At 33.9% G+C, this 24,724-nt stretch carries 12 protein-coding genes; all 12 read left to right on the top strand.

Annotated elements, in window-relative coordinates; genetic code table 11:
- Positions 1-75: 75 nt before the first annotated feature.
- The 12 genes from BUA03_RS12670 (at position 76) to BUA03_RS12620 (ending at position 24,657) form a co-directional block, all read left to right on the top strand.
- On the top strand, positions 76-2,898 hold the full coding sequence (locus BUA03_RS12670) for an FAD-binding and (Fe-S)-binding domain-containing protein (protein WP_066082815.1): 2,823 nt from the start codon (positions 76-78) through the stop codon (positions 2,896-2,898).
- A 91-nt stretch (positions 2,899-2,989) separates the two neighbouring features.
- Complete coding sequence (locus tag BUA03_RS12665; protein ID WP_066082817.1) at positions 2,990-4,645, top strand: sodium:solute symporter family protein; 1,656 nt, start codon at positions 2,990-2,992, stop codon at positions 4,643-4,645.
- 282 nt (positions 4,646-4,927) lie between these two features.
- Complete coding sequence (locus BUA03_RS12660) at positions 4,928-6,760, top strand: endo-1,4-beta-xylanase (RefSeq protein WP_066082820.1); 1,833 nt, start codon at positions 4,928-4,930, stop codon at positions 6,758-6,760.
- Between the two features lie 5 nt (positions 6,761-6,765).
- The gene (locus BUA03_RS12655) at positions 6,766-8,763 is read left to right on the top strand and encodes a beta-galactosidase trimerization domain-containing protein (protein ID WP_066082822.1); all 1,998 of its coding nucleotides are present in this window, start codon (positions 6,766-6,768) and stop codon (positions 8,761-8,763) included.
- A gap of 119 nt (positions 8,764-8,882) precedes the next feature.
- A complete protein-coding gene (locus tag BUA03_RS12650; protein ID WP_066082825.1) occupies positions 8,883-11,441 on the top strand; it encodes a beta-L-arabinofuranosidase domain-containing protein in 2,559 nt (852 codons plus the stop codon).
- Positions 11,442-11,447: 6 nt separating this feature from the next.
- Positions 11,448-11,570 carry a hypothetical protein gene (locus BUA03_RS17100; RefSeq protein ID WP_262489221.1) on the top strand — a complete coding sequence of 41 codons (123 nt, stop codon included), beginning with the start codon at positions 11,448-11,450 and terminating at the stop codon, positions 11,568-11,570.
- A gap of 69 nt (positions 11,571-11,639) precedes the next feature.
- Positions 11,640-13,889, top strand: a complete 2,250-nt coding sequence (gene bglX / locus BUA03_RS12645; RefSeq protein ID WP_066082827.1) for a beta-glucosidase BglX — start codon at positions 11,640-11,642, stop codon at positions 13,887-13,889.
- Positions 13,890-14,572: 683 nt separating this feature from the next.
- A complete protein-coding gene (locus tag BUA03_RS12640) occupies positions 14,573-16,054 on the top strand; it encodes a glycoside hydrolase family protein (RefSeq protein WP_066082829.1) in 1,482 nt (493 codons plus the stop codon).
- Positions 16,055-16,110: 56 nt separating this feature from the next.
- Complete coding sequence (locus tag BUA03_RS12635; RefSeq protein ID WP_066082831.1) at positions 16,111-16,932, top strand: sialate O-acetylesterase; 822 nt, start codon at positions 16,111-16,113, stop codon at positions 16,930-16,932.
- Between the two features lie 245 nt (positions 16,933-17,177).
- Entirely contained in the window at positions 17,178-19,736 is a 2,559-nt protein-coding gene (locus BUA03_RS12630) for a glycoside hydrolase family 3 C-terminal domain-containing protein (RefSeq protein WP_211266396.1), read from the top strand.
- A 118-nt stretch (positions 19,737-19,854) separates the two neighbouring features.
- Positions 19,855-22,551, top strand: coding sequence for a choice-of-anchor D domain-containing protein (locus BUA03_RS12625; RefSeq protein WP_066082835.1), 2,697 nt, complete (start codon positions 19,855-19,857; stop codon positions 22,549-22,551).
- A 240-nt stretch (positions 22,552-22,791) separates the two neighbouring features.
- Positions 22,792-24,657: a glycoside hydrolase family 36 protein gene (locus tag BUA03_RS12620; protein WP_066082837.1), complete on the top strand. Its 1,866-nt coding sequence runs from the start codon at positions 22,792-22,794 to the stop codon at positions 24,655-24,657.
- Positions 24,658-24,724 lie beyond the last annotated feature (67 nt).

Here is a 24,724-nt window from a genome sequence, read left to right as displayed (position 1 = left end):
GCAGTTACATATTGTTAACGTTTTTATTTTTTTCGAACGGATTCTGATTTCTGACATAAATTTAATATCTCAAAAATGCTCTCAGGTAAATACAAAATTTTATATAATAAATTCACTCGTGTCATCGATGCAAATCGAGTATTCATCGATGAATTATCCACGCTGGCATATGGAACTGACGCCAGTTTTTATAGGCTACTACCTAAAATTGTTGTGAAAGCACAAGATGAAAATGAGGTGTCATTTTTATTAAAAGAATGTGCTGATTTACTAATTCCCGTGACTTTTAGAGCTGCTGGAACTAGTTTATCAGGGCAAGCCATTACTGATTCCGTACTCATAATTGCTGGATACCATTGGAAGAATTTTAAAATATTAGATGATGGAAAACAAATCCGGTTACAACCAGGATTAATTGGGGCAAGAGTCAATGGATTACTGGCAAAGTACAATAGGAAAATAGGTCCAGATCCAGCTTCAATAAATACTGCAATGATCGGCGGTATTGCAGCCAATAATGCTAGTGGTATGTGCTGTGGTACCGCTCAAAATTCTTATAATACTTTAAGTAGTATGCGTATTATTTTTTGGGATGGAACTTTATTAGATACGGGTTGCAGTGCTAGCAAAGAAGCCTTTTCAAAATCTCATGCTCTATTTTTGCAAGACCTTCTTTTAATTGTAAAGGATGTGCGTTCAAATCAAGAGCTATGTCAGCGAATTGAATCAAAATTTAAAATAAAAAATACAACAGGATACAGCTTAAATGCCTTGATTGACTTTAAAGATCCGTTTGAGATTATCCAGCATTTAATGATTGGATCAGAAGGTACTTTGGGCTTTATCTCAGAAATTACATATCATACCGTAATAGATCTGAAAAACAAAGCAGTAGCATTAGTGATCTTTAATTCAGTAGAAAATGCATGTAATGTTGTTTCCGTTTTAAAAAATATTGTTGTTTCTGCAGTAGAATTAATTGATTATGCAGGATTAAAATCTGTTAAAGATAAAGACGGAATGCCACAAGCGTTACAGAATTTACCTATTACTGCATGTGCTCTTTTAATCGACACGAGAGCAAATAGTGAAGATCACCTAAATAATCAAATATTGGAAATCATTAAAGTAGTGCCTAAGGAATTACTCTTATTTCCAATAGTTTTTACCACGAATGCAAGTGAATATGCTTTGTTGTGGGAAATTAGAAAAGGACTTTTCCCATCGATTGGAGCTATCAGAAAAATGGGTACCTCAGTAATAATTGAAGATGTTGCTTTTCCATTAGAAAATTTGGCAGTTGCAACTATTGTATTACAAGATTTACTTAAAAAATGGGGATATAATGAAGCAGTAATTTTTGGTCATGCCTTAGAGGGAAATATTCACTTTGTTTTTACTCAGAATTTCGATGTGCCTTCGGAAATTGAGCGATACTCTGGTTTTATGGATGAAGTTGCCAATATAGTGGTAAAACAATTCAACGGTTCTTTAAAAGCAGAGCATGGTACAGGACGTAACATGGCCCCATATGTTTTATTGGAATGGGGAGAACAAGCTTACGATTTAATGTATCGAATTAAAAAATTATTTGACCCTTATACCATATTGAATCCAGAGGTTATTCTTTCAAAAGATAGCGGTATTCATTTAAAAAATTTAAAACCTATTCCGCAGGCTGATCCAATAATAGATAAATGTACCGAATGTGGTTTCTGTGAACCGAATTGCGTTTCTGCCGATTTTACTTTATCCCCTAGACAAAGAATTGTCGCTTTTAGAGAGATAAGTCGCTTGTCAACATTTAAACAAGGAAAAAAGCAAAAAGAAATATTATTAAAGCAATATCAGTATAGCGGTAAAGATACTTGCGCAACAGATGGCTTATGCGCAGTAAGCTGTCCAGTAAATATTGATACAGGTAAATTGATTAAAAATTTAAGAACTGCAGAATTTAATTCGAATGCAAAAATCGCAAGATATGTTGCTGCTAATTTTTCCTTCGTACTTATAGTTGTCAGTAAATTGTTGGCAATGGCAAACTTTTTTCAAAAAGTACTAGGCAATCCCAACATGCTTGCAGTAAGTACAGCGTTTAGAAAAGTAAGTATAAAAAAACTTCCCCAATGGAATCAATTTTTGCCTAATGGAGCAGAGGCATTACTTTCGAATAAAATCAAGTCAAGTGAAAGTAGGAAAGTGGTTTATTTCCCTTCTTGTATAAATCGGACAATGGGACTTAGTGCTAATGATAAGAATGAAGAACAGTTAAGTCATAAACTTTTAAAGCTATTGAACAAGGCAGGATATGAGGTGATTTATCCGCAAAATGTTGCTAATTTATGTTGTGGAATGCCTTTCTTGAGCAAGGGATATAAAGATGTAGGGAATTTTAAAATCAGAGAAATAGAGAAAGCACTTTATATAGCGAGTGAAAATGGTAAACTTCCAATTATTACAGATATGAGTCCTTGTTTATTAACACTTAAAGAGAACAATTGTTTAGGACTTAATTTATATGAAACTGTTGCATTTATTGATGACTTTTTATTGCCTTACCTTACTGTTAGTCCTTTGAAGGATACCATAACAGTTTTTCCAGTTTGCAGTATAAAAAAGATGGGAATGACAGATAAATTAGAATCTGTCGCAAAAAAATGTGCAGAAAATGTTATAATGACTGAAACGACATGTTGCGGGTTCTCTGGAGACAAAGGATTTGATTTCCCAGAATTGAATCAATTTGGATTAAGCAAATTGAGGGACGACATTCCTGGTAACGTTACACGAGCTTATTGTACCAGTAGAACTTGCGAAATAGGTTTAAGTTTACACACTGGTTTATCTTATAAATCCATTGTTTATTTGGTAGACGAAGTAACAAAATCAATAAAGTAAAAGTTTTTTAATGTGCTTAAAAAGATTGAAAAGAAAGACAAAATAATTTGTAATTAAATGGTTAGTAAATAGGTTTAAAAATAGTAAAGGAATGAACAAACTACAAGAATTGGATTATATCACAATAATTATTTACATGCTTTTAATGGCAGGAATAGGTATTTTCCTTGGAAAATATATCAAAAACATAGGTGATTACTTTAAAGGTGGCAACGGAATTTCTTGGGTTGCTGGTGGTATCAGTAATTTTATGACAAAGTTTAGCACTTTTGTATTTGTTGCTTATGCAGGGATTGCTTATTCTGACGGCCTTGTGGCGATAACGATTATGTGGTCAACAATATTTCCGTCGTTAATTGCGGTTTTTGTTTATGCTAAGTTATGGAAAAGGGCAGGTATTATTAGTCCTGTCGAGTTTTTGGAAACTCGTTTTAATAGTTCCATTCGTCAAATTTTTTCTTGGGGTGGTGTCATGTTGAAGCTTTTGGATGATATGATTAAATTATATTCCATTGGAATATTTGTTATGGCGGCTTCTGGAATCCCTTTTCAAACAGCCATTATTTATTGTGGTTTAGTAGTTTCTATATACACCGTCGTTGGAGGATTTTTAGCGGTAATTGTTACTGATGTGGTACAGTTTGTAATTCTTCTTTTCTCAACTTTAATTTTAGTTCCGTTGGCGTACGACGCGGCTGGTGGAATTTCAAACATGCAAGAGGTTATTCCTGCCAATATGAATTGGTTTAATGGTGATCGAGGGATGCCAATTTATCTTTTAGTTTACTATGTAACTATTACGATTAAATATTTAGGAAACTGGACCTTTATTCAACGTTTTTACAGTGCGAAAACAGAAAAAGACGGACAAAAAATTGGAATATTATCGGCAGTTTTATTTCTTATTTTTCCCGTAATTTTTCTTTTTCCAGCAGTTGCGGCGAGAGTTATCCTACCTAACCTCGAAAACCCTGAAATGGCTTATGTTTCCTTATGCTTAAAATTACTTCCGCCAGGAATTATGGGATTAATGATTGCGGCTATGTTTGCAGCAACAATGTCAGTTTTAAGTGCTGAGTTCAATGTAACTGCCAGTGTGCTCACAAGAGATATTTACCAACGACTTTTTAGAAAAAATGCGTCACCAAGAGAATCTTTATGGGTGGCTCGAATTATGACTCTTGGCATAGGATGCGTCGTCTCATTTGGAGCTTTATATATTGAAAAGTTAGGAGGAGCTTTTGAGGTGAATCAGTATTTATCGGGTATTTTTTCAATTCCAATGATAATCCCTGTGATAATGGGTGTAATTTTCTGGAGACCGCAGCCGTGGGGTGCGCTTGCTTCAATGATTGTTGGGGTTAGTTTAGGTATATTTTTAAATTCGACAGACTATTTCAGTTGGGAGATGGCCACACTTATCGAAATTATAGTTTGTATTGCGATATTTATGGGGTCAGGATTTTTCTTGTCAACTGATCGAACGTATAATGAAAAAGTAAAAGCATTTTTTATAAAATTAGCAACACCGGCACCAAAGGATTTTGATGATGATAATAATATCGTGGGCGGATTATTAGGACTTTATGCGGTGGCGTTTGTTATAACTGGAGCCATGTTTATTGTTATGGGTATTCCATCAATCGAAGCTACGAGTGGAAAATTATCAGTTGGATCAGGAATAATTTGTGTAATAGGAGCATTAATTTTCTATCAAAAAAGTAGAAGTAATAAGCGAAATGCTTAAATCACTGCTACCATAAATATAATTTCTTTCTATAAATTAAGGTATCGCTATAAGTTGTATTAGAGCTTTTTTGCTCAACAATATTGAACACGATCATTTTTGAAGGTAGTTTGATCCTGCCTAAAAAGATTTGTCACAAGATTAAAGATTTGAAAATCATATAATTTTCAATTTATAAATCTGTTGCTTTTTGATTATTGTTAGTTAAATCTTTTACTGGTTTTTATTTCAATTTAATTTTTCTAAAAGCTTTAAAACGTACTAATAACTAAAATTTAAATTATGAATAAATTTCTTGCTATAAAATCCGAAGGGAAGGTATTGCTGCATTTAATGATTGCACTGCTAATTTCAAATGCAGTACTTGGACAAAATTTACCAGCTCTTGACTCTTCAATCCTTGATAAAAAATCTAATACTGTTTTTAAGCTTTCCAAAAATAGTTTGTACGAGTATAATAATGGTGTAAATAGTGAAGATAAAAATAATTTTTTAATCCATGAAATTGGTAAAAATAGCTTGATTACTTCTGAAACAAAGGTTGCTGCTAAAAGTCATTATGGAATTCAAGCTAACTTTAAAACCGAGGGCGATATTGAAAAAGGAGATCATCTTTTAGCTCGATTTGCTATTCGCTCCATATATGCAAAGCAGGAGTCAGGAGATGCAATTGTTTATTTTTTTGTGCAAACAGCGACAGGTTCTAAAGACAAAAGTATAATTATTGATATTAGTGCTGGTCCAGAATGGAAAGTAATTAATCTGCCGTTTAAGGCCTTAAACACAATGAAATCTGGTGAAGGTTTAATTAGTTTTAGCTTTGGGGCATTAGCTCAAAAGGTTGAAATAGCAAATGTCGAAATTATAAATTATAAAGACAAAGTTGCAATTGAAGAGCTTCCTGTGACTAGATTGTCATATAACGGTAGAGAAAAAGAGGCACCTTGGAGGCAAGAAGCGTTAAATAGAATTGCAAAATTACGAACTGCACTATTGCAGATTACAGTTATTGATAAAAAAGGAAAACCAATAATAGGAGCAGTGGTTAATGCAAAATTGATAGAGTCAAAGTTTATTTGGGGAACTGCAGTCAATGAAAGATTAGTAGCCCAGCGTTCACCAGACTCCGAACAATATAAAAATATATTAAAAGAATTTTTTAATACAGCAGTTATTGAAAATGGTTTTAAAGCAGGAAAATGGAGCGGAAATCCAGAGTCTAGGATAGAAACCATGGCTGCGTTCGATTGGCTCGAAAAGAATAATTTTCGACAGCGAGGGCATAATTTAGTTTGGCCTGCATGGAAATTTAATACTAAAGAATTTAAAGAACTAGCTATCAAAGATACAGCCGCGTTTTCTGCTTTTATAAAAAATGATATTGAGAAAAAAGTAGAACTCTTAAAAGGAAAAGTAATCGCATGGGACGTTGTAAATGAAATTATACATGAGCGCGATATCTTTAACTACCTTCCTGAAAATGCTGCAGTAAATTGGTATAAAACTGTAAAGAAAATAGATCCAAATGCCCAATTATTTATGAATGAATACGGAATGCTTAACAGTATTTCTAGTCCAAAATTTATTGATGAATATGTAGATCTAATTAAGAAAATGAGGAATGATGGTGCTCCTATTGACGCTATAGGAATTCAAGGTCACGTAGGAAGACAGCCCAGGGATCCCGCTCTTGTCCTCACTGATCTTGATAAATTTAACGAGTTGAATTTACCAGTTCAGCTTACAGAATTTGATATAAACATGACCGATGAAGAACTTCAAGGCGATTACACTAGAGATTTTTTAATAGCTTGTTACAGTCATCCTGCTGTTACTGGTTTTACAAAGTGGGGATTTTGGCAAAATGCGCATTGGAAACCGGATGCCGCAATGTTTAGAAAAGATTGGACTATAAAACCAAATGGTTTGGCATGGAAAGAATGGGTAACTACAAAATGGAAAACTGAATTTCAAGTTAAAACAGATAAGCAAGGTGCCATAAATAAAGCGGGACATCTAGGAATTTACGAAATAGAAGTGACTTTTGGGAAGGTTAAGAAAAATATTCAATATAATTTAACTAAGGAAAGTGAACCACTTACGGTGAAATTATAGAAAATATGAATAGAAATTATTTATTAATTTTTTACACATTAATTTGTTGTTTTAGTTTCTCTAAAACACTTGCGCAAACACCAAATAATTTTGAATTAGGGGCACAAGTTTTTATAGAACCGGGTCAAAACCAACAAGAAACCGAGCAATGGTTCAAAACTTTGAAGGAAAATGGCATGAATGTTTGCCGCATTCGAATGTTTGAATCTTATATGCGCAAGGCTGATGGGAGTTGGGATTTTAGTTTGTTCGACCGAGCATTTTTATTGGCCGAAAAATATGATATTAAAGTGTATGCTACTTTTTTTCCTGCCACTGACAAAGAGGATATTGGTGGTTGGAAATTTCCTAAAAATCAAACTCAGCTGCAAGAATTCAGTCGATATATAAAAAAATTAGTTATTCATTTTGGTCAGTATAAATCATTGTATGCGTGGGTTTTAATCAATGAACCTGGCGGAGGTTTAAACAATACTGAATTTTCAAATAAAATGAGAAGTGACTGGGACAAAAATAATCCGTCAATGGAGTATTTACCCAATGGATATCCTGTTTTGGTTGACATTCAGGAATATCGTTTTAAAAGATATATGACCTCATGGATGCTAAACTGGATCGCATCTGAGGTGAGAAAAAATGATTCAAAAGTAGGTTTGCATGTAAACAATCATGCGATATTTTCAAATGCTCAGGAGTATGATTTTCCTTATTGGAGAACTTTTTTAACAAGTTTAGGAGGTTCAGCGCATGCTAGCTGGCATTTTGGACAATTCAAAAGGCAGGAATATGCTTTAGCAATGTCTGCCAATAGTGAAATGTTACTTTCAGGCGCAGGCAGATTACCTTGGATGATGACTGAATTGCAAGGAGGGAACAACACCTTTAGCGCTTACAATCCTATGTGTCCCACAAAAGAGGAAGTTTCTCAATGGTTGTGGACAGTTATTGGTAGTCAAGGTTTAGGAGGTATTTTTTGGTCACTCAATGCAAGAGCATCGGGCATAGAATCTGGTGAATGGGCATTAGTTGATTTTCAAAATAAGCCTACCGAAAGGGTAACCGCTATCAAAAATGTTAGTGATTGTTTAAAAGAAAATAAAGCCGTTTTTCAAGATATTGAAAAAGCAGAAACAGGGATTAATTTACTATACATCAGAGAATCGATTTGGACAGAAAACATTATTACAAAAGGTTTGCCAGCTGAAAAAGATGGACGAAAAACAGAGATGAATGATCTTTTAGGTTATTTTCAAGCATTTTCAGAAATGGGAATTTCTCCAAATATTAAAGCCTTTGAAGAGTTTGATTTCACAAAAAATGATTACACAGGAGCTACAATAATTTTAGCAAATCAGTTGGCTGTTCCCAATAACTATAAAAGCCTTTTAGAAAGTTTTGTTGAAAAAGGAGGTAAATTAATTGTAGGTGGATTAACGGCTTTTTATGATGAAAATGTTCATAATACGATGCTCACAGGTTTTCCTTTTAAAGAATTGTTTGGAGGGGAAATTTCTGAATTTCGATTTTTAGAAACCCCGAAGGAGTTTACTATAAACAATCATCAGGTTTACGGCGAAAAGTGGGAAGCCTTTTTGAAACCCAATAAAAATGCTGAAATAGTATCTAGCGCTGGAGATAAAATTTACGCAATACGTTCAAAACATAAAAAAGGATCAGTTGTGTGGATTCCAACTTTATTAGGTGTTTATGGCAGAAGCCACTCTTGTAAACAATTGTCCGAATTACTGTTGTCAATTTGTGATGCTACCGTAGATTTTAGATTTAGTAACCATCATGCTAATGTATTAATGAAAACACTCAAAAGTGGAAATGGCTATGTGACGATAATAATCAATAAAAATAAAGAAAAACAAATAATAGACATACAAAAAAAAGATGTCAAGTTGCAGTCTAAAATTTTGTTTAATGACGGAGGGGGAACAATTATAAATGGCAAAATTAATATTAATCCCGAAGAAACGCTTGTAATACATTGGAAATAATAAGCTGGTAAAAGAAAACAAGTTATATAGAACGTCCACTATTTGAAATTGACTTTTAATAGGATATGGATTAAACCCATTAATTGAATATTTATAATCGAAAAATATAGCAGTAAAAAATGAAAAGTATATTTTTAGCATTTCTTTTTGCTTGTGCAAGTACTGGGACTGTTTTTTCGCAAGAGTTGTCTATTAATGGCAAATGGAAATACATCACAAATACTGATCAACCTGAATTTAGTAAGGCCAACTTTAATGATTCGAGTTGGGCTGATCTTGATAGATTAGAGTGGAAAGATGACATAAAAACTACAGCAGTTCGGGTTTTATGGCTGCGAAAAAAAGTTTTTATTCCGTCTAGTTTAAAAAAGGAATATGAAAAAACAGGATCGTTAAGTCTTTCTATGGGTAAAATTAGACAAAGTGATGAAACTTATTTGAATGGAAAATTAATTGGATCAAATACATCAGGGGACACAAATAGAAATTACTTAATTGAGCAAGATCATATTTTATGGGATAAGGAAAACATATTAGCAATTCGAATGACACATTGGGGACATTTTTTAATATCTAAAACACCTACTTTTAAATCAGCCTCAGCTGATCTATTTTTTAAATATTCAACTAATTTAAAAAATGGAGATATTGCAACACCTATTGCCAACGAATCTTTATATTATCAAATAAATATTAGTAATAGCTCTACTAAAATTTTAAAAGGAAAAGTAGTAGCTGCTTTTTACAGTTTCAAAGGTGAAAAGGTAAACGCTTTTGAAAAGGATGTTGAGCTTGTGGCAGGGACAAATACAATTACCTTCCTATATAAAGCTGTTACTCCTTTCATAAAAGTAGTTTATACATTGACAATTCCTCAGTTTCAATATTCTCAAAGTTGGAATGCTGAATATGGTTTTGAAAACATCGTTTACAATAAGACAGTGCCACAGACGGCATATTTAGTAAAGGAGAAATTTCAGAATCCAGAAATTAATCATTTAAAAATCGAAGGTTGGCTAGGTGAAAAAATTGATATAAATACAAAAAAGAGGTTATATAAAGTCGATGAAGAGGCAATTTTAACCGGATTTATAAATCGTCCTGGTGCACATTCTTGGATTGGGGAACATGTGGGTAAATTTTTAGAAGCCGCATGCAACACTTATGCTAACAATGGCGATGCTAGGTTGAAAATACAAATTGACAGGACAGCACAACAGCTCATTGCAGCTCAATTACAAGATGGGTATTTGGGCACTTATGATGAAAACAGTCATTGGACAAGTTGGGATGTTTGGTCTCACAAGTATAATATAATTGGATTACTAAGATATTATGAACTATCAGGATTTGAACCTGCATTACAAGCTTGCAAAAAAATAGGTGATTTAATATGTGCCAAATTTGGAGAAGATCCAGATCAAAAAAACATTATTAAATCGGGGGCGCATGTGGGTATGGCGGCGACCAGTATTATTGATCCAATGACTGACTTATATCGTTTCACCGGAGATAAAAAATACTTGGATTTTTGTTACTATATCATAAAAAGTTACGATAGCTCAAATGGACCCCGCATTATTACGGATCTCGATTCATTGAAGAGGGTGGACAAAATAGCAAATGGTAAAGCTTATGAAATGATGTCCAATATTGTAGGCATCATCAAGCTATATCGAGTTACAAACGATCCATCATTCTTAAAACCCGTGCTTTTGGCTTGGAATGACATCGCCTCCAAAAGATTATACATTACAGGAACAACGAGTTCAATGGAACATTTTCAAGATGATTTTGTATTACCAGGTGAAAATCATGTGCATATGGGCGAGGGCTGTGTTACCACTACTTGGCTTCAATTAAATTATCAATTATTTTGCACAATGGGAGATATTAAATATTTAGATGAGTTGGAACGTTCTGTTTATAATCATTTAATAGGAGCGGAAGATCCACAAACTGGTGGTGTGAGTTACTATACGGCTCTTATGGGCAAGAAGGAATATGGTACTAATATAACCTGTTGCATGTCTAGCATTCCAAGAGGAATTGCAATGATTCCTATGTTTGTAAATGGCGAAATTAATGAAACTCCTGCATTTCTATTTTATGAAGCGGGAGTTTATAAAACAAACTTAAGAGGTGGAGTAAAGGTGACATTTAAAACTACAACAAATCTCGCAACTGATGGCAAAATCTTAATATCAGTCAGTCCTTCTAAAACCGCAAAATTCAAAGTTTTATTTCGTAAACCGTATTGGGCAAAAAACTTCGTAATAAAGATTAATAATAAAATCGAGAATTCGGAAGGTGAATTAGTATCGATTGAAAGAACGTGGAAAAAAGGAGACCAAATCGAAATTAGCGTTTCAGTTCCTGTTGAAATATTAGAGGGCGGTAAAAGTTATCCAAACCGAATTAGCTTTCAATTAGGACCACAAGTCCTTGTTTTTGATCAAAAATTAAATAAAATTTTAGCTGAAGAAATTGTATTAAATAAGGATACAATTTCCTTGGTTAAGACCTCTGACAAAATATTACCAGAAAATTGGTGCGGAAATCAGGTTTACGCCATGGATGGCGAAAGTAAAGGTCAAGTTATAAAAATTTATTTGGTACCCTTTGCCGATGCAGGCCAGACTAAAGGAATAATAACTACTTGGTTAAAAACGAAATAAATCAACATGCAAAGAAAGATTTTAGTTGTAGGTAGTTCTAATACGGACATGGTTTATGAGGTTCGCTTAATAAAAGCAAATTCAATGAACAAGTTAGATAATGCCTCTTTTTATTTTAAGGCAATTTAAATAAAATAATAGTCCTGAATTATTAGATTAGCACAAAGAATAAATTATTATAATTAAATAAATATAAAAATGAATCACAAAAACGTCTGGGCAATTTTAGTGTTAATGATAGCAACATCGCAAACAATTGTTGCTCAAAATAAATCTATTTCCAATCCTAAAATAGAGGCTTTATTAAAGAAAATGACCTTGGAAGAAAAAATAGGTCAGTTGAATTTAGCCACTTATGTCAATGAGAACAACTCAACAAATTCCTTAAATGATCAAATTAAAAAAGGGGATATTGGCTCAATTCTTAAAAGTAACGGTGCCAAGAAAAATTATGACTTGCAAAAAATTGCTGTAGAACAAAGTCGATTAGGCATACCTATGATGTTTCAAGAAGATGTGATTCATGGATATCGAACTATTTTCCCAGCTCCTTTAGGAGAATCAGCGAGTTGGAATTTACAAAACATTGAAATGTCTGCTAGTATTGCGGCTAAAGAAGCTGCTGCTGGAGGAATTCATTTAACTTACGCGCCGATGGTAGATATTACAAATGATCCACGATGGGGACGAATTGTTGAGGGCGCTGGTGAGGATCCATATTACGGTAGTTTGGTTTCAGCCGCAAGAGTAAAAGGTTTTCAGGGTAAAAAATTTACTTCAGGAGAAAATGTTATGGCGTGCGTTAAACATTTTGCTGGCTATGGAGCAGCTTTAGCGGGGAGAGATTATAATATTTCAGATTTCTCTGAAAGGACTTTACGGGAAATTTATCTTCCTCCTTTCAAAGCAGCGATTGACGCAGGTGTAGAAAGTGTAATGTGTGCTTATTCCACTTACGATGGCGTACCAGCAACAGCCAACAAAAAGCTGCTCGATGACATTTTAAGAAAAGAATTAGGTTTTAAAGGCATGTTAATAACCGATTGGTCAACGATTAATAATCTTGTTAAAATTGGTGCGGCTGCGAATCAGAAAGACGCAGTACTGATGACAATAAACTCCGAAGTTGATCTAGATATGACAAGTGGATTGTATCTAAAGTATCTAAAAGAATTGGTAAATGAAGGTAAAGTTAAAGTCGCAGTCATTGACAAAGCCGTGAGAAGAGTTTTGATAGCCAAGCAAAAATTAGGTCTCTTTGAAGATCCTTATAAATTTTTTAACGAAGCACGTGAAAAAGAAACATTATTAAATCCTAAACATTTAGAATTTGCTAGAAAAACCGCAGTAGAAAGTATGGTTTTGCTAAAAAACAAAGACGGAATTCTGCCACTGAAATCGTCAGTTAAAAAAATTGCAGTAATTGGTCCTTTGGCTACCCGCAAAAAAGATATGTTTTCTTGGTGGGGAGGAGATTATTCTCAGGGAAAACCAGAAGATGTTGTTTCACTATTGGAAGGATTAAAGCAAACTGTTGGTAAAGATGTTGTAATTGAATATGCCGAAGGAATTATATTAGAAGGCTTTGAACCAAAAGGACTAGAATTGATTCCTGCAGCAGTAAAATTAGCCTCTCAATCAGATTTAGTTATTTTAGCATTAGGAGAAGAATACTGGATGAGTGGAGAAGGTGGAAGTATTTCCAATATTGATTTACCCGGTGCTCAGGAAGATTTGCTAAAAGCTATTGCAGAAACAGGAAAGCCTATCGTGACTGTGTTGTTTAACGGTCGTCCTTTTGATTTACAACTGGTAGAAAAACACAGTACTGCTATTTTAGAAGCTTGGTTTCCTGGAACAATGGCTGGTTTAGCGGTTTCGGATGTGCTTTTAGGGAAATACAATCCTTCTGGAAAATTAACTGTTTCATTTCCAAGAAATACGGGACAAATACCAATTTTTTATAATTACAAAAGAACTTCACATGATGTAAACGGACAACCAAATCCAAACCGATGGAATAATAAGTACTTAGATATTCCAGCAACGCCACTTTACCCATTTGGTTACGGATTAAGTTATACAAATTTTGAATATTCTAATTTAAAATTGTCTTCTGAAACTATTAAAAAAGGAGATAGTGTTGAAGTAAGTATAGAAATTACAAACACAGGTAAAATTTTTGGTGAAGAAGTCGTTCAATTGTATGTAGGTGATGATGTTTCATCAGTTTCAAGACCTATGAAAGAATTAAAAGGATTCAAAAAAATAGGCTTGCAGCCTGGCGAAAAACAAAAAATCGTGTTAACATTGACACCATCAGATTTATCATTTTATAATCAAGATATGAAATGGGTTCTTGAACCAGGAACCTTCACAATCATGGTTGGAGCTTCGTCTGAGGATATAAAATTTTCAAAAAAGTTAAATGTAATTGAGACAAAATAAATTCTGACACAAATTAGCGATAGCTTGTAAAAAATACAAGATATTTTATAACATTTTTTTTTTGAAAGGCTACTTCACAATACAGTGAGCTAGCCTTTTTCATATAAAGGTTCTACACTATTGTTAAGAATTAAACTTTTTTAAAAAAAGCTCTAAAATGAGATAAATCCTTTTAAATGCAAAAAATTTTTTAAATATCTTAGCTCTATATCTATTCCTTATTTTAAATGACTTTCATTTTTTACTGTTTCGCTTTAAGTCACGAAAAACAGTTCGCACAGGCACCAAGTGTGTAAAAATAGTTTTAATCTAGAAAATTCATCTAATTTAATTCTACCATTTTAATTCACAAATTAATATATTTCGAGACGTATTTTTCATCCTCTTAAGAACTGATAATGCTTTGTTAGTGATTGCATTTCTATTACGCTTTAAACTCAAATTATTTTAACCGTATAATTTTATCCTGTTGAATTATTAATGAAATTGACCACATTTGATTATGATATTCATTATAATTTTCGAATAATTAAATTATATCAGAAATAAATTTGGTTATAAATTTTATTATTCATTCTTTTGTTAGAACAATTAGGCATTCTTATAATTGTGTGCCCGTGCACATAGCAGTAAAGGTTGTCTCATTACCAAAACAAATTTAACTCTCCCTAATATTCTTCAAAATGAGTCTTGTAAAACAATTAATAATTATAGTGCTAACTTTCTTGACTTTTGGCTGTAGCCAAGCTCAAAATGCTGAAATAAAGTACCCGCTTTTAGGTAAAATCAAATCACGAAATGTTAAAGATATTAAAGCCTCAAATTGGATCATTGGTTGTGAAACACTTGATCGTGATTATGCTAATTATGATTCTTATAAAGATTATTTAGCGCCACTTGGAATTAAAAGAATTAGGGTTCAAACAGGATGGGCAAAGACGGAAACAGTAAAAGGTGTTTACGACTGGTCTTGGTTGGATCATATTGTAAATGATGCGACAAAAAAAGGATTACAGCCTTGGCTGCAGTTATCTTATGGAAACTCGATTTATGAAGGTGGCGGAGGCGTCAATTTATCAGCAGGAATTCCAAAATCAGAAGAGGCACTTAAAGCATGGGATAATTGGGTTACTGCAATGGTAAAACGTTATAAAAATAAAGTAGTAGAATGGGAGGTTTGGAATGAACCAAATTTTGGTGACAATACTATCAATTCTGCAAAAATTACAGCTGAATTAAATATTAGAACAGCAGAAATTATAAAAAAAATTCAGCCTGAATCGAAAATTTCTGGATTGGCCATGGGACATATTGATTTAGATTTTGCAGAAGATTTTTTTGAAATTATCGCAAGTCAGAAAAAGATGCATTTGTTTGATAACATGGTATACCATGATTATGTGTATAACCCCGATTCCAATTACGATAAAGTTGAAAAATTAAAAAGTTTACTACATAAATACGCCCCAAAAATGACTTTGCGACAAGGAGAAAACGGAGCTCCTTCCAAGGGAGGCAGTAATAGAGGCGCAATTGGTGATCATGATTGGTCAGAGATATCTCAAGCTAAGTGGAATACTAGACGAATGCTTGGAGATTTGGGTCATGACGTAGAAAACAGTTTGTTTACTATTATAGATATTGCTTACACAGGAGGTCCTATTACTAAACTAAATGTGAAAGGAATTATTGAATCAGATTCAACTAAAAAAGCCATCCGACTAAAAATGGCATACTATGCGGCTCAAAATGTGGCTTCGGTTTTTGATAATACGTTGGAACGTATTGAAGAGGTAAAAGAAACTCATAACAGGAATTATGTGCCTGAAAATCCACTTCATTTAGCGATTACTAAAAGTACCGACAGAAGATTTGAGGTTTACGCTTACCAAAACAAAGAGTCTAAACAGCAGTTGTTTACTATTTGGGAAAGCGAAGGAATTCCCTCCAACTCATTGGATAAAAAAACATTTGATTTTACAATTGCTAATGCTAATATTAGCGATCCAGTATATGTTGACATTATTACAGGTTCTATTTATCAAATCCCAAAAGATCAATGGTCAGTGAAAAATGCAGTTTATACGTTTAAAAATATTCCTATTTATGACAGTCCAATTTTAATTGCTGATAAAAGTCTAATTCAATTAAATCCGACAAATTAAATGCGAAAATACAGCATAGATTTTTATCTGTGACTTTTATCAAACAATCAACTAATATGAAATACTTATTTCTATTGTTTTTGTTAGCTAACTGGAATTCTATTTACAGTCAAGAGTTTGACAAAATGTCTGTTTTTCCTAACAAAGAGGAATATCCAGTCAAAAGCTATTCGAAGGAAAATACTTGGATATTTATTTTAGCTGGTCAGTCAAACATGGCTGGACGAGCGATTGTAGCTCCGAGGGATACGATTGCTAATGATAGAATAGTAGCAATTAATATTGAAAATAAAATTATAATGGCTAAGGAGCCAATCAGTTTTTTTGAATCGGACAAAAAGGGACTAAGTTGTGGACTTGCTTTTGCGAAAGAATTGATAAAGAATGTTCCAGATTCTATTTGTGTTTTGCTAATTCCCGCGGCGGTTGGAGGAAGTTCGATCGATAAGTGGATTGGTGATTCAATACATCGCAATGTAAAATTGCTTTCTAATTTAAAGGGTCAAGTTTCATGGGCAAAGAAAAATGGCATTATAAAAGGAGTTTTATGGCATCAGGGCGAAAGTGATGTTTTATCTAAAGAAATATTTAATTATAAAACCAAGTTAAAAAAGTTATTTACTGAATTTAGACGTACGACTGAAAATGATAAATTAATCATTTTAACCGCTGAAATTGGGATGTTTAGAAAAAATAATTCAAAAGAAAAAGTAATTAACAAACAAATACAGCAGAATGTTTTTTTAGAGCCGTATGCCTTTTTGGTAAAAAGTAAAGATTTTAAAAGTATTGGAGATGATTTACATTTTGATTCTAAATCTCAAAGGATGCTTGGTAAACGATTTGCCCAGAAATATTTAGAAATTATACGCAAGTAGATTTTTGTTATTAAGTGAGAGCGGTATGCAGAATATGTTTTGAATCTCATTTTATTACAGTTAATGGTGAAATTAAATAAAAAGCAACAGCTAAATGCATAAAAAAATTTGGTTTCATTTATCCATAATGGATAACGAAATATCATAAAAAGTTCTAGATATAAAATCAGTAATTGCAAAATAGTAATAATAAAATGAGAAAAAGAATAATACTAACTTCAAGTTTTTTTTTAACACTGTTGATCATGAATTCGTGTTCAAACAAGGTTTTACACGCTCATTCTTTTCAGGATTCAACTTTGCAATTGGAGGAACGAGTAGATAATTTAGTTTCTCTTATGACTATTGAGGAAAAAATCAGTCAAATGGTAAATAAATCGCCAGCCATTCCTCGTTTAGGGATTCCTGCATACAATTGGTGGAATGAAACATTACATGGAGTTGCTAGAACGCCATATCATGTAACATCCTATCCTCAAGCTATAGGAATGGCTGCGGGCTGGAATCCATCGGCAATGCAAACCATGGCTGATTATTGTGCAACTGAAGGACGAGCTATCTATAATGATTCTCAAAAAAAAGGAAATACTGGTATTTATTTAGGTTTGACTTACTGGTCTCCGAATATAAATATTTTTCGTGATCCACGATGGGGTCGAGGCCAAGAAACCTATGGAGAAGATCCATTTTTAACTGGCTCCTTAGGTAAAGCCTTTGTGAGAGGTATAGAAGGTGATAATCCTAATTATTTAAAAGCATCGGCATGTGCTAAACATTATGCAGTACATAGCGGTCCTGAATGGAATAGAAGTACGTTTAATGCGGAAGTGTCAGATTATGATTTATGGAACACATACCTGCCAGCTTTTAAAGATTTAATTGTTGATGCAAAAGTAAGTGGAGTTATGTGTGCTTATAATGCATTTGATGGGCAGCCCTGCTGTGGTAATGATAAATTAATGACTTCCATTTTAAGAGAAAAATGGAATTTTAAAGGATACGTCACATCGGACTGTGGGGGAATTAATCATTTTTGGAAAACTCATAAAACCCATCCCAATAAAGAAAGTGCCGCCGCAGCCGCGGTATTGCATGGTACTGATTGTGAATGTTCGGGCGATCCTGCTTACAATGCCTTATCAAAAGCACTTGCAGATGGGTTGTTGACAGAAACCGAAATCAATACCTCAGTTAAAAGGTTATTTACCATCAGGTTTCGTTTAGGGATGTTTGACCCTTTATCTAAAGTTCCTTTTTCAAACATTGATTTGAGTGCCTTAGAGGCGAAAGAGCATAAAGCACATGCGTTAAAAATGGCACAAGAATCTATGGTTTTGTTAAAGAATGAAAGTAATACATTACCGATAAATAAAAACATAAAAAAGATAGCGATAGTAGGACCTAATGCAGCAGATGAGTCTGTTTTATTATCAAATTACTATGGGTTTCCATCAGAGTTAGTATCTGTCTTAGAGGGGGTTAAATCAAAATTTAAGGGTGAAATAATTTATGAGCAGGGAGTAAATATAGCAGATAATGAAGTGTTTAAATCGCAGTATAAGCCGAGCCAATTTAATTATAAAGGGCAACAAGGTTTTAATGGAGAGTATTTTAAAAACACAAAATGGGAGGGTGTACCAGCTGTAGTAAAATTAGATAAAAAGATTGATTTTCAATGGGGTGATGGTGAACTTGTTGCCGAAGGTGTGATCGCCAATAGTATTTCAATGCGTTGGACTTCGGAATATATTCCAGACAGTTCAGGAGAAGTATCTTTTGCTTTACAAGGAGATGACCGCTGCAAACTATTTATTAATGGTGAAAAGAAAATTGAAACCGATTTAAAGACGGGATATTATACTTTCAATGCGATTAAAGGACAAAAATATAAAGTAGTAATTGAGCATTTGCAATATACAGATAATGCAGAAATTAAATTTGATGCAGGTAAAATTGAAAAACTATCACCCGAACAAATTGCGGAACGTGTAAAAGATGCAGATGTTATTGTGTTTGTAGGAGGGATTTCGGCAAAGTTAGAAGGAGAGGCCATGCCAGTTTCTGTAGAAGGATTCAAAGGAGGAGATAGAACAAATATTGAATTGCCAGCAGTTCAAACGGCAGTTCTAAAAGCTTTAAATGCAACCGGGAAACCTGTGGTGTTTATTAATATGTCTGGTGGTGCTATGGGGTTTGAATGGGAAGCCGAAAATATTCCAGCAATTATTCAAGCGTGGTATCCAGGACAGGAGGGAGGAGAGGCTATCGCAGATGTCTTATTTGGAGATTATAATCCCGCAGGTCGCTTACCGGTCACTTTTTATAAAAATGTTAGTCAATTACCTGATTTTGAAGATTACAGTATGCAAAACAGAACCTATCGTTACTTCAAAGGAGAGCCATTGTATCCCTTTGGTTTTGGATTAAGTTATACTACTTTCGAATATAATGAGCTTAAAATATCAAATGCTTCTAATAGCGATGAAATTATTATAGAAGCTAAAGTCACAAATACAGGAGATAGAAATGGCGATGAAGTTGTGCAATTGTATGTTACCAATAAAAACAATGACAATAATAATTCTATCAGAGATCTTAAGGGTTTTGAACGTATTGCATTAAAAGCTGGTGAGAGCAAAAAAGTTGTTTTTAAAATTAACAGAGATAATGTTTCTGCTGTAGATAATAATGGGGATAGTAAACCTTTGAACGGAATTTATGAATTTTCGATTGGCGGAGGCCAACCTACTGAAAAATCAAGGTTAATAAACAAAAATGTTATGCTCCAAAAAGAATTTTATTGATTGCAATTTTAGAATATTTTTAAAAAGAAGTTGCAAAGTAATAGTATAACTATTGCTGATTATATAACAGGATTAAAACACAAATAAAAAATTTGATTAACGTCTAAAATATAAGAAAATGGAAAAAAATTATTTTAAAAAAATGAAATTCAAGCTTATTTTAGTATTTCTTCTAAGCTTAATGTCTGGTCATTTATGGGCCACAGACTATTATGTTTCAGCACTTACCGGTGTTGAAGAGAACAATGGATTAACACCTGCTACTGCTTTTAGAACCATTCAAAGAGCTGCCAACTCGACTAATCCAGGTTCAACGGTATATATTATGGATGGAAACTACAATAGCACTAATGGACCATTATTAACAATTAATAGAAGTGGTAATGCTAGTAATTACATCACTTTTAAACCCCTCGCTGGGCATTCACCAAAGTTAACGGCATCAGGAAACGTATGGGATGCTGTGGTAATTGATGCGTCTTATATTGTTTTTGAAGGTTTAGAGTTGGAGGGTAATAATGCCAACCTTACGCTTGCAGGTGCGCAAGCATCTTACGAACAATCTAAGATATCACCGCCTACTTTTAATGCAAATTTTAATACGAACGCTATATCGGTAGCTAAAACAGGAAATCCACATCACATTATCATTAGAAATTTAAAAGTTCATGATTTTCCCGCAGGAGGCATTGGTGTTGGTGCAGCAGATTATATCACTATAGAAAACAACCTAGTTTACAACAATTCTTGGTATACTATGTATGCTACCAGCGGGATAAGCATTTTTGGGCCACAAGCAATTGATGCCGTTACTACTTACAAAATAATCATCCGTGGTAACATTTGTTACGGCAACAAAACCCAAATTAAATGGAGAAGGTCTTTAAGTGGAGTTGATAATTTATCAGATGGAAATGGAATTATTATAGATGCAAATAACGGAACTCAAGGTAAACCAGTCTACACAGGTCGCACATTAGTAGAAAACAATGTGTCCTATAATAACGGGGGAAGCGGTATTCATGCTTATCAAGCTGTAAGAGTTGATATCATCAACAATACCGCATACAATAACGGAACGGTAGTGGGCTATGCAGAGATTTTTGGACAGGAGTGCAGTGATGTAAAAATATTTAACAACATCATGTTTGCCCGCACAGGAGGAAACTGCAATGCAAATGATGCTGGTGCTGTCTACGACTATAACTTGTATTTTAACGGGCCATCTTTTAGAAATGGGTCTAATGACAAAACTGGCAATCCAAACTTTGTTACCGTAGCGTTAGATGCGACTGCAAACTTTCGGTTACAAAACACTAGCCCCGCGGTTAACAATGGGAGTAATACAGCGGGACAGTTTGCTGCCAACGATGTTTTAGGGCTTGCTCGTCCAATAGGTTTTGCTAGTGATATGGGCGCTTATGAAAACCCAACAGTTATTGCACGTCCAGAAATGCTGGTAAAACAAGGAATTGTAAATATTCCTGACAATACTGGAAGTTTTGATTTTGGTGATGTTGCATCGACTGCTCCTCAAATAGTAACATTTACCATCCAAAACATTGGTGATTTAGTGCTAAACTTGACAGGTACGCCAAAGGTTGTAGTTGCAGGTACGGGATTTTCACTAGAAACAGATGCGCCTGCCACGGTCTCTGCTAATGGTTCGGTAACTTTTCAGGTAAGATTTGCCCCTACGTCGGTGGCGGTATTTCCAGGCACGGTAAGCATTGCCAATAACGATGCTGACGAGAATCCTTATAATTTTGCAATAACGGGCTATGGTTATGATGGTACTAAAATATTGCAAACTATCACATTTAATTCATTGCCGACAAAAGTGGTTAACGAGGCAGATTTTAATCCTGGAGCCATTTCCTCTGCGGGTTTACCAATAACTTATACGAGCTCTGCAGGTGGCGTGGCAACAATCGTATCTGGTCAAATTCGTTTGGTAAATCCAGGTACTACTACTATTACTGCGTCACAAGGTGGTGATGGCAATACAAATCCTGCAAAAAGTGTGACTCAAATACTCACAGTAATACCTGTGCTTCCACCTGCTGGCACAAATATGGTTACTAACCCAACCTTTGATGCAGATACCACAGGATGGAGCTTAACGTATCGTAATGGCGGGGCTGCCACTATAACTTCTGTGGCTTTGCCTCCGTCAACGACAAATGTAGGTAAGGTTACTGCTTCTAGCCTAGGTACAACTACTGGAATTGATAACATACAATTAAGTACGAGAGTATTTTTAGTAAAGGATAAAAACTATATAATATCCTTTAAAGCAAATGCTGATGCGGCTAGGGTCATTACATTTAGATTATTGCAAGACGTATCGCCTTTTGGCACCCTTCACACTATTGGCAATATTCCATTAACAACCACGCAAACGAGTTATGGACCGTACACTTACACCAGTAGTTTTACAGGCTTTGTTGCACTAAGGTTTTTTGTAGCGGGTGTAAACATACCTGCATATTTTGATGATGTTTCAATTGTAGAGGAAAATCTTACTCTTTCAGTAGATAAATTTGAGGCTTCGACTGATGTTGTATTTGCGTATCCTAATCCTGTGAAAGATTTATTAACAGTCTATTTTTCTGGAAAGTCAAAAGATAATATGACTTTAGCTTTATACGATTTACAAGGTCGTGTACAAAAAGAAAATAAATATTCTCAAATAAGTGAGGGCACAAATGCAGTTGAATTTAATGTAGATTCAATTATAAACGGAATGTATTTTTTAAAAGTATCTGATGATAACGGTTTAATTAAAACGTTAAAAGTTATGATTCAGAAATAATATTTTAATAAACAGAGTAATTCATTTTATGTTTGTCATTCTGAGCTCGCTCTAATTAACTGGTCAAAGGATTTATTCCGCACGATAGTTATGCGAGCTTTAAGTGAATTATAAATATGTACTTTTTTTGCATTTTTTTATATGGGAAGTATTTCTCAAACATATTTTTGTAAATAAGCTATTTTAAACATAAGTTTTTATAATAAATAAATTTTTTCACAATCAATAATATATCACTAAATGAAAACAACAGCACTAACAATACTTCTTTTTTTGGCTCAAATTACGATTGCTCAGTCTTACCCCGTTGGTAAATTAGATTTAAGTATTGAAGGCGAGGATAAAAATTTTAGTCGTGCTGTAAAAGTTACTACAATTGCTCCGGGTATTGAAGAAGTTGAAATTAGTCTATCTACTCAAAAGAAAGCAATTCCGGCGCCTATCACAATCAAGTTCAAGCAAGCTTCAATTGATATTCAAAGTTATTTAGGTCCTTACGGTGCCGATGGTTTAAATGAACCAACATCACTTTATCATTACCCAATTTCGAGGATGATACCTGTAAGTTTTAACGCTAAACCAGCTTTTACCTCAGCTATGATGGATCAGCCCAGCATGACCTTAATCAATAATGATAATACGAATCGATTAACACTTGCTGTATCTGAACTGGTTTATCCAACTACTTTACAAATTGGTGAGAATGAAGAAAATGGTGTAGGATTTGATATTAAAATTGGACTTTTTTCTTATGTAACCACCGCTTTAGAATCCTATAAAGTGAAAATTCGATTTGACAACAGGGCAATTAATTATAACGATGCACAGACGGATTTACTAGAATGGTGGAAAGTTGAAAACCAATTAAGTTTTGCTTCAATCCCTAAAAAAGCGCACGCTCCTTTTTATTGTACTTGGTATGCTTTAAAAACAGATGGATTAAACGCCAAAAATATAGAACAACAAGCAGAACTTGCTGTAAAAATTGGTTGTGAGACAATAATTGTTGATGATGGATGGCAAAAAGCTTATGATGCTAAATCAGGTTATTGTGCCTATAATGGCGATTGGAAAATTAATACTCAAAGATTTACTGATTTTAACCAACACGTTGAAAAAGTTCATGACCTTGGTTTGAAATATATGCTGTGGGTCGCACCAAGTATGATAGGTGAAAAATCAGAAATATATGAAAAACTGAAGGATAAAATGCTTTACAAGGCCGACTGGGCAAGCGCATGGGTTGTTGATCCACGTTTTCCAGAAGTGCGAAAACATCTTACTGATCGTTTGGTTTCGTTGCTAAAAGATAGTAAAATAGATGGTTTCAAAATCGATTTTATGGATTTGATAAATTCAAGATTCGCTCCTAAAAATCTACCAATGGGAAATGGTCGCGACTATGAAAGTGTTGAAGAAGCAACTGTAAAATTATTAGCAGATATATACAGTCAAACCAAAGCTATAAATCCTGATGTTCTTATCGAATACAGACAATTTTTTACAAATCCAGTATTGCAGCAGTATGCTAATATGTTTCGGGCGATAGATTGTCCTAACAATATATTAGAGAATCGTACGCGTACATTAGATGCTCGTAATTTAAATAAGCAAGTTATACACGCCGATCCACTAGCTTGGAACCAAAATGAAGATACAGAAATAGCAGCATTACAATTGTTACAAACCTTTCTATCCGTGCCGCAAATTTCTACAGATTTAACCAAAATGAGTTCATCTCATTTAAAAATGCTTCAGTTTTTGTTACTACAGTGGAAAGAATTTAATGAAGTGCTGACCCGAGGACAAGCTTATAATTATGGCCCAGAAGCAAATTACAGATGGTCAGAAGTATCTTTGGAAAATAAAACAGCAGTTGTTGCTTATCAGCCCACTGTGATATCGCCAAAGAATATAAATAAAAATTTGCTGATCGTTAATGCAACTCACAAAAATAGTTTGGTATTTGATTGCAACAAAGATTTCGGCATTCGCAATGTTTTTATTTACAACTGTACAGGTGAATTTATTCGAAAAGAAAAAATTAGATTCAATGGTTTGGTTAAAATTAATGTACCAACTGCGGGTATTATAAGAACAAATTAAATCATCTAAATAATGCTAGAGGTAAATTATCAAAAAGTAAATGATACTTAAAATTGAAAAAATTATA

The organism is Flavobacterium fryxellicola (assembly GCF_900143245.1).
GTDB lineage: Bacteria > Bacteroidota > Bacteroidia > Flavobacteriales > Flavobacteriaceae > Flavobacterium > Flavobacterium fryxellicola.
The sequence above is the reverse complement of the archived record's forward strand: the minus strand, read 5'-3'. Positions and strand labels throughout refer to the sequence as shown.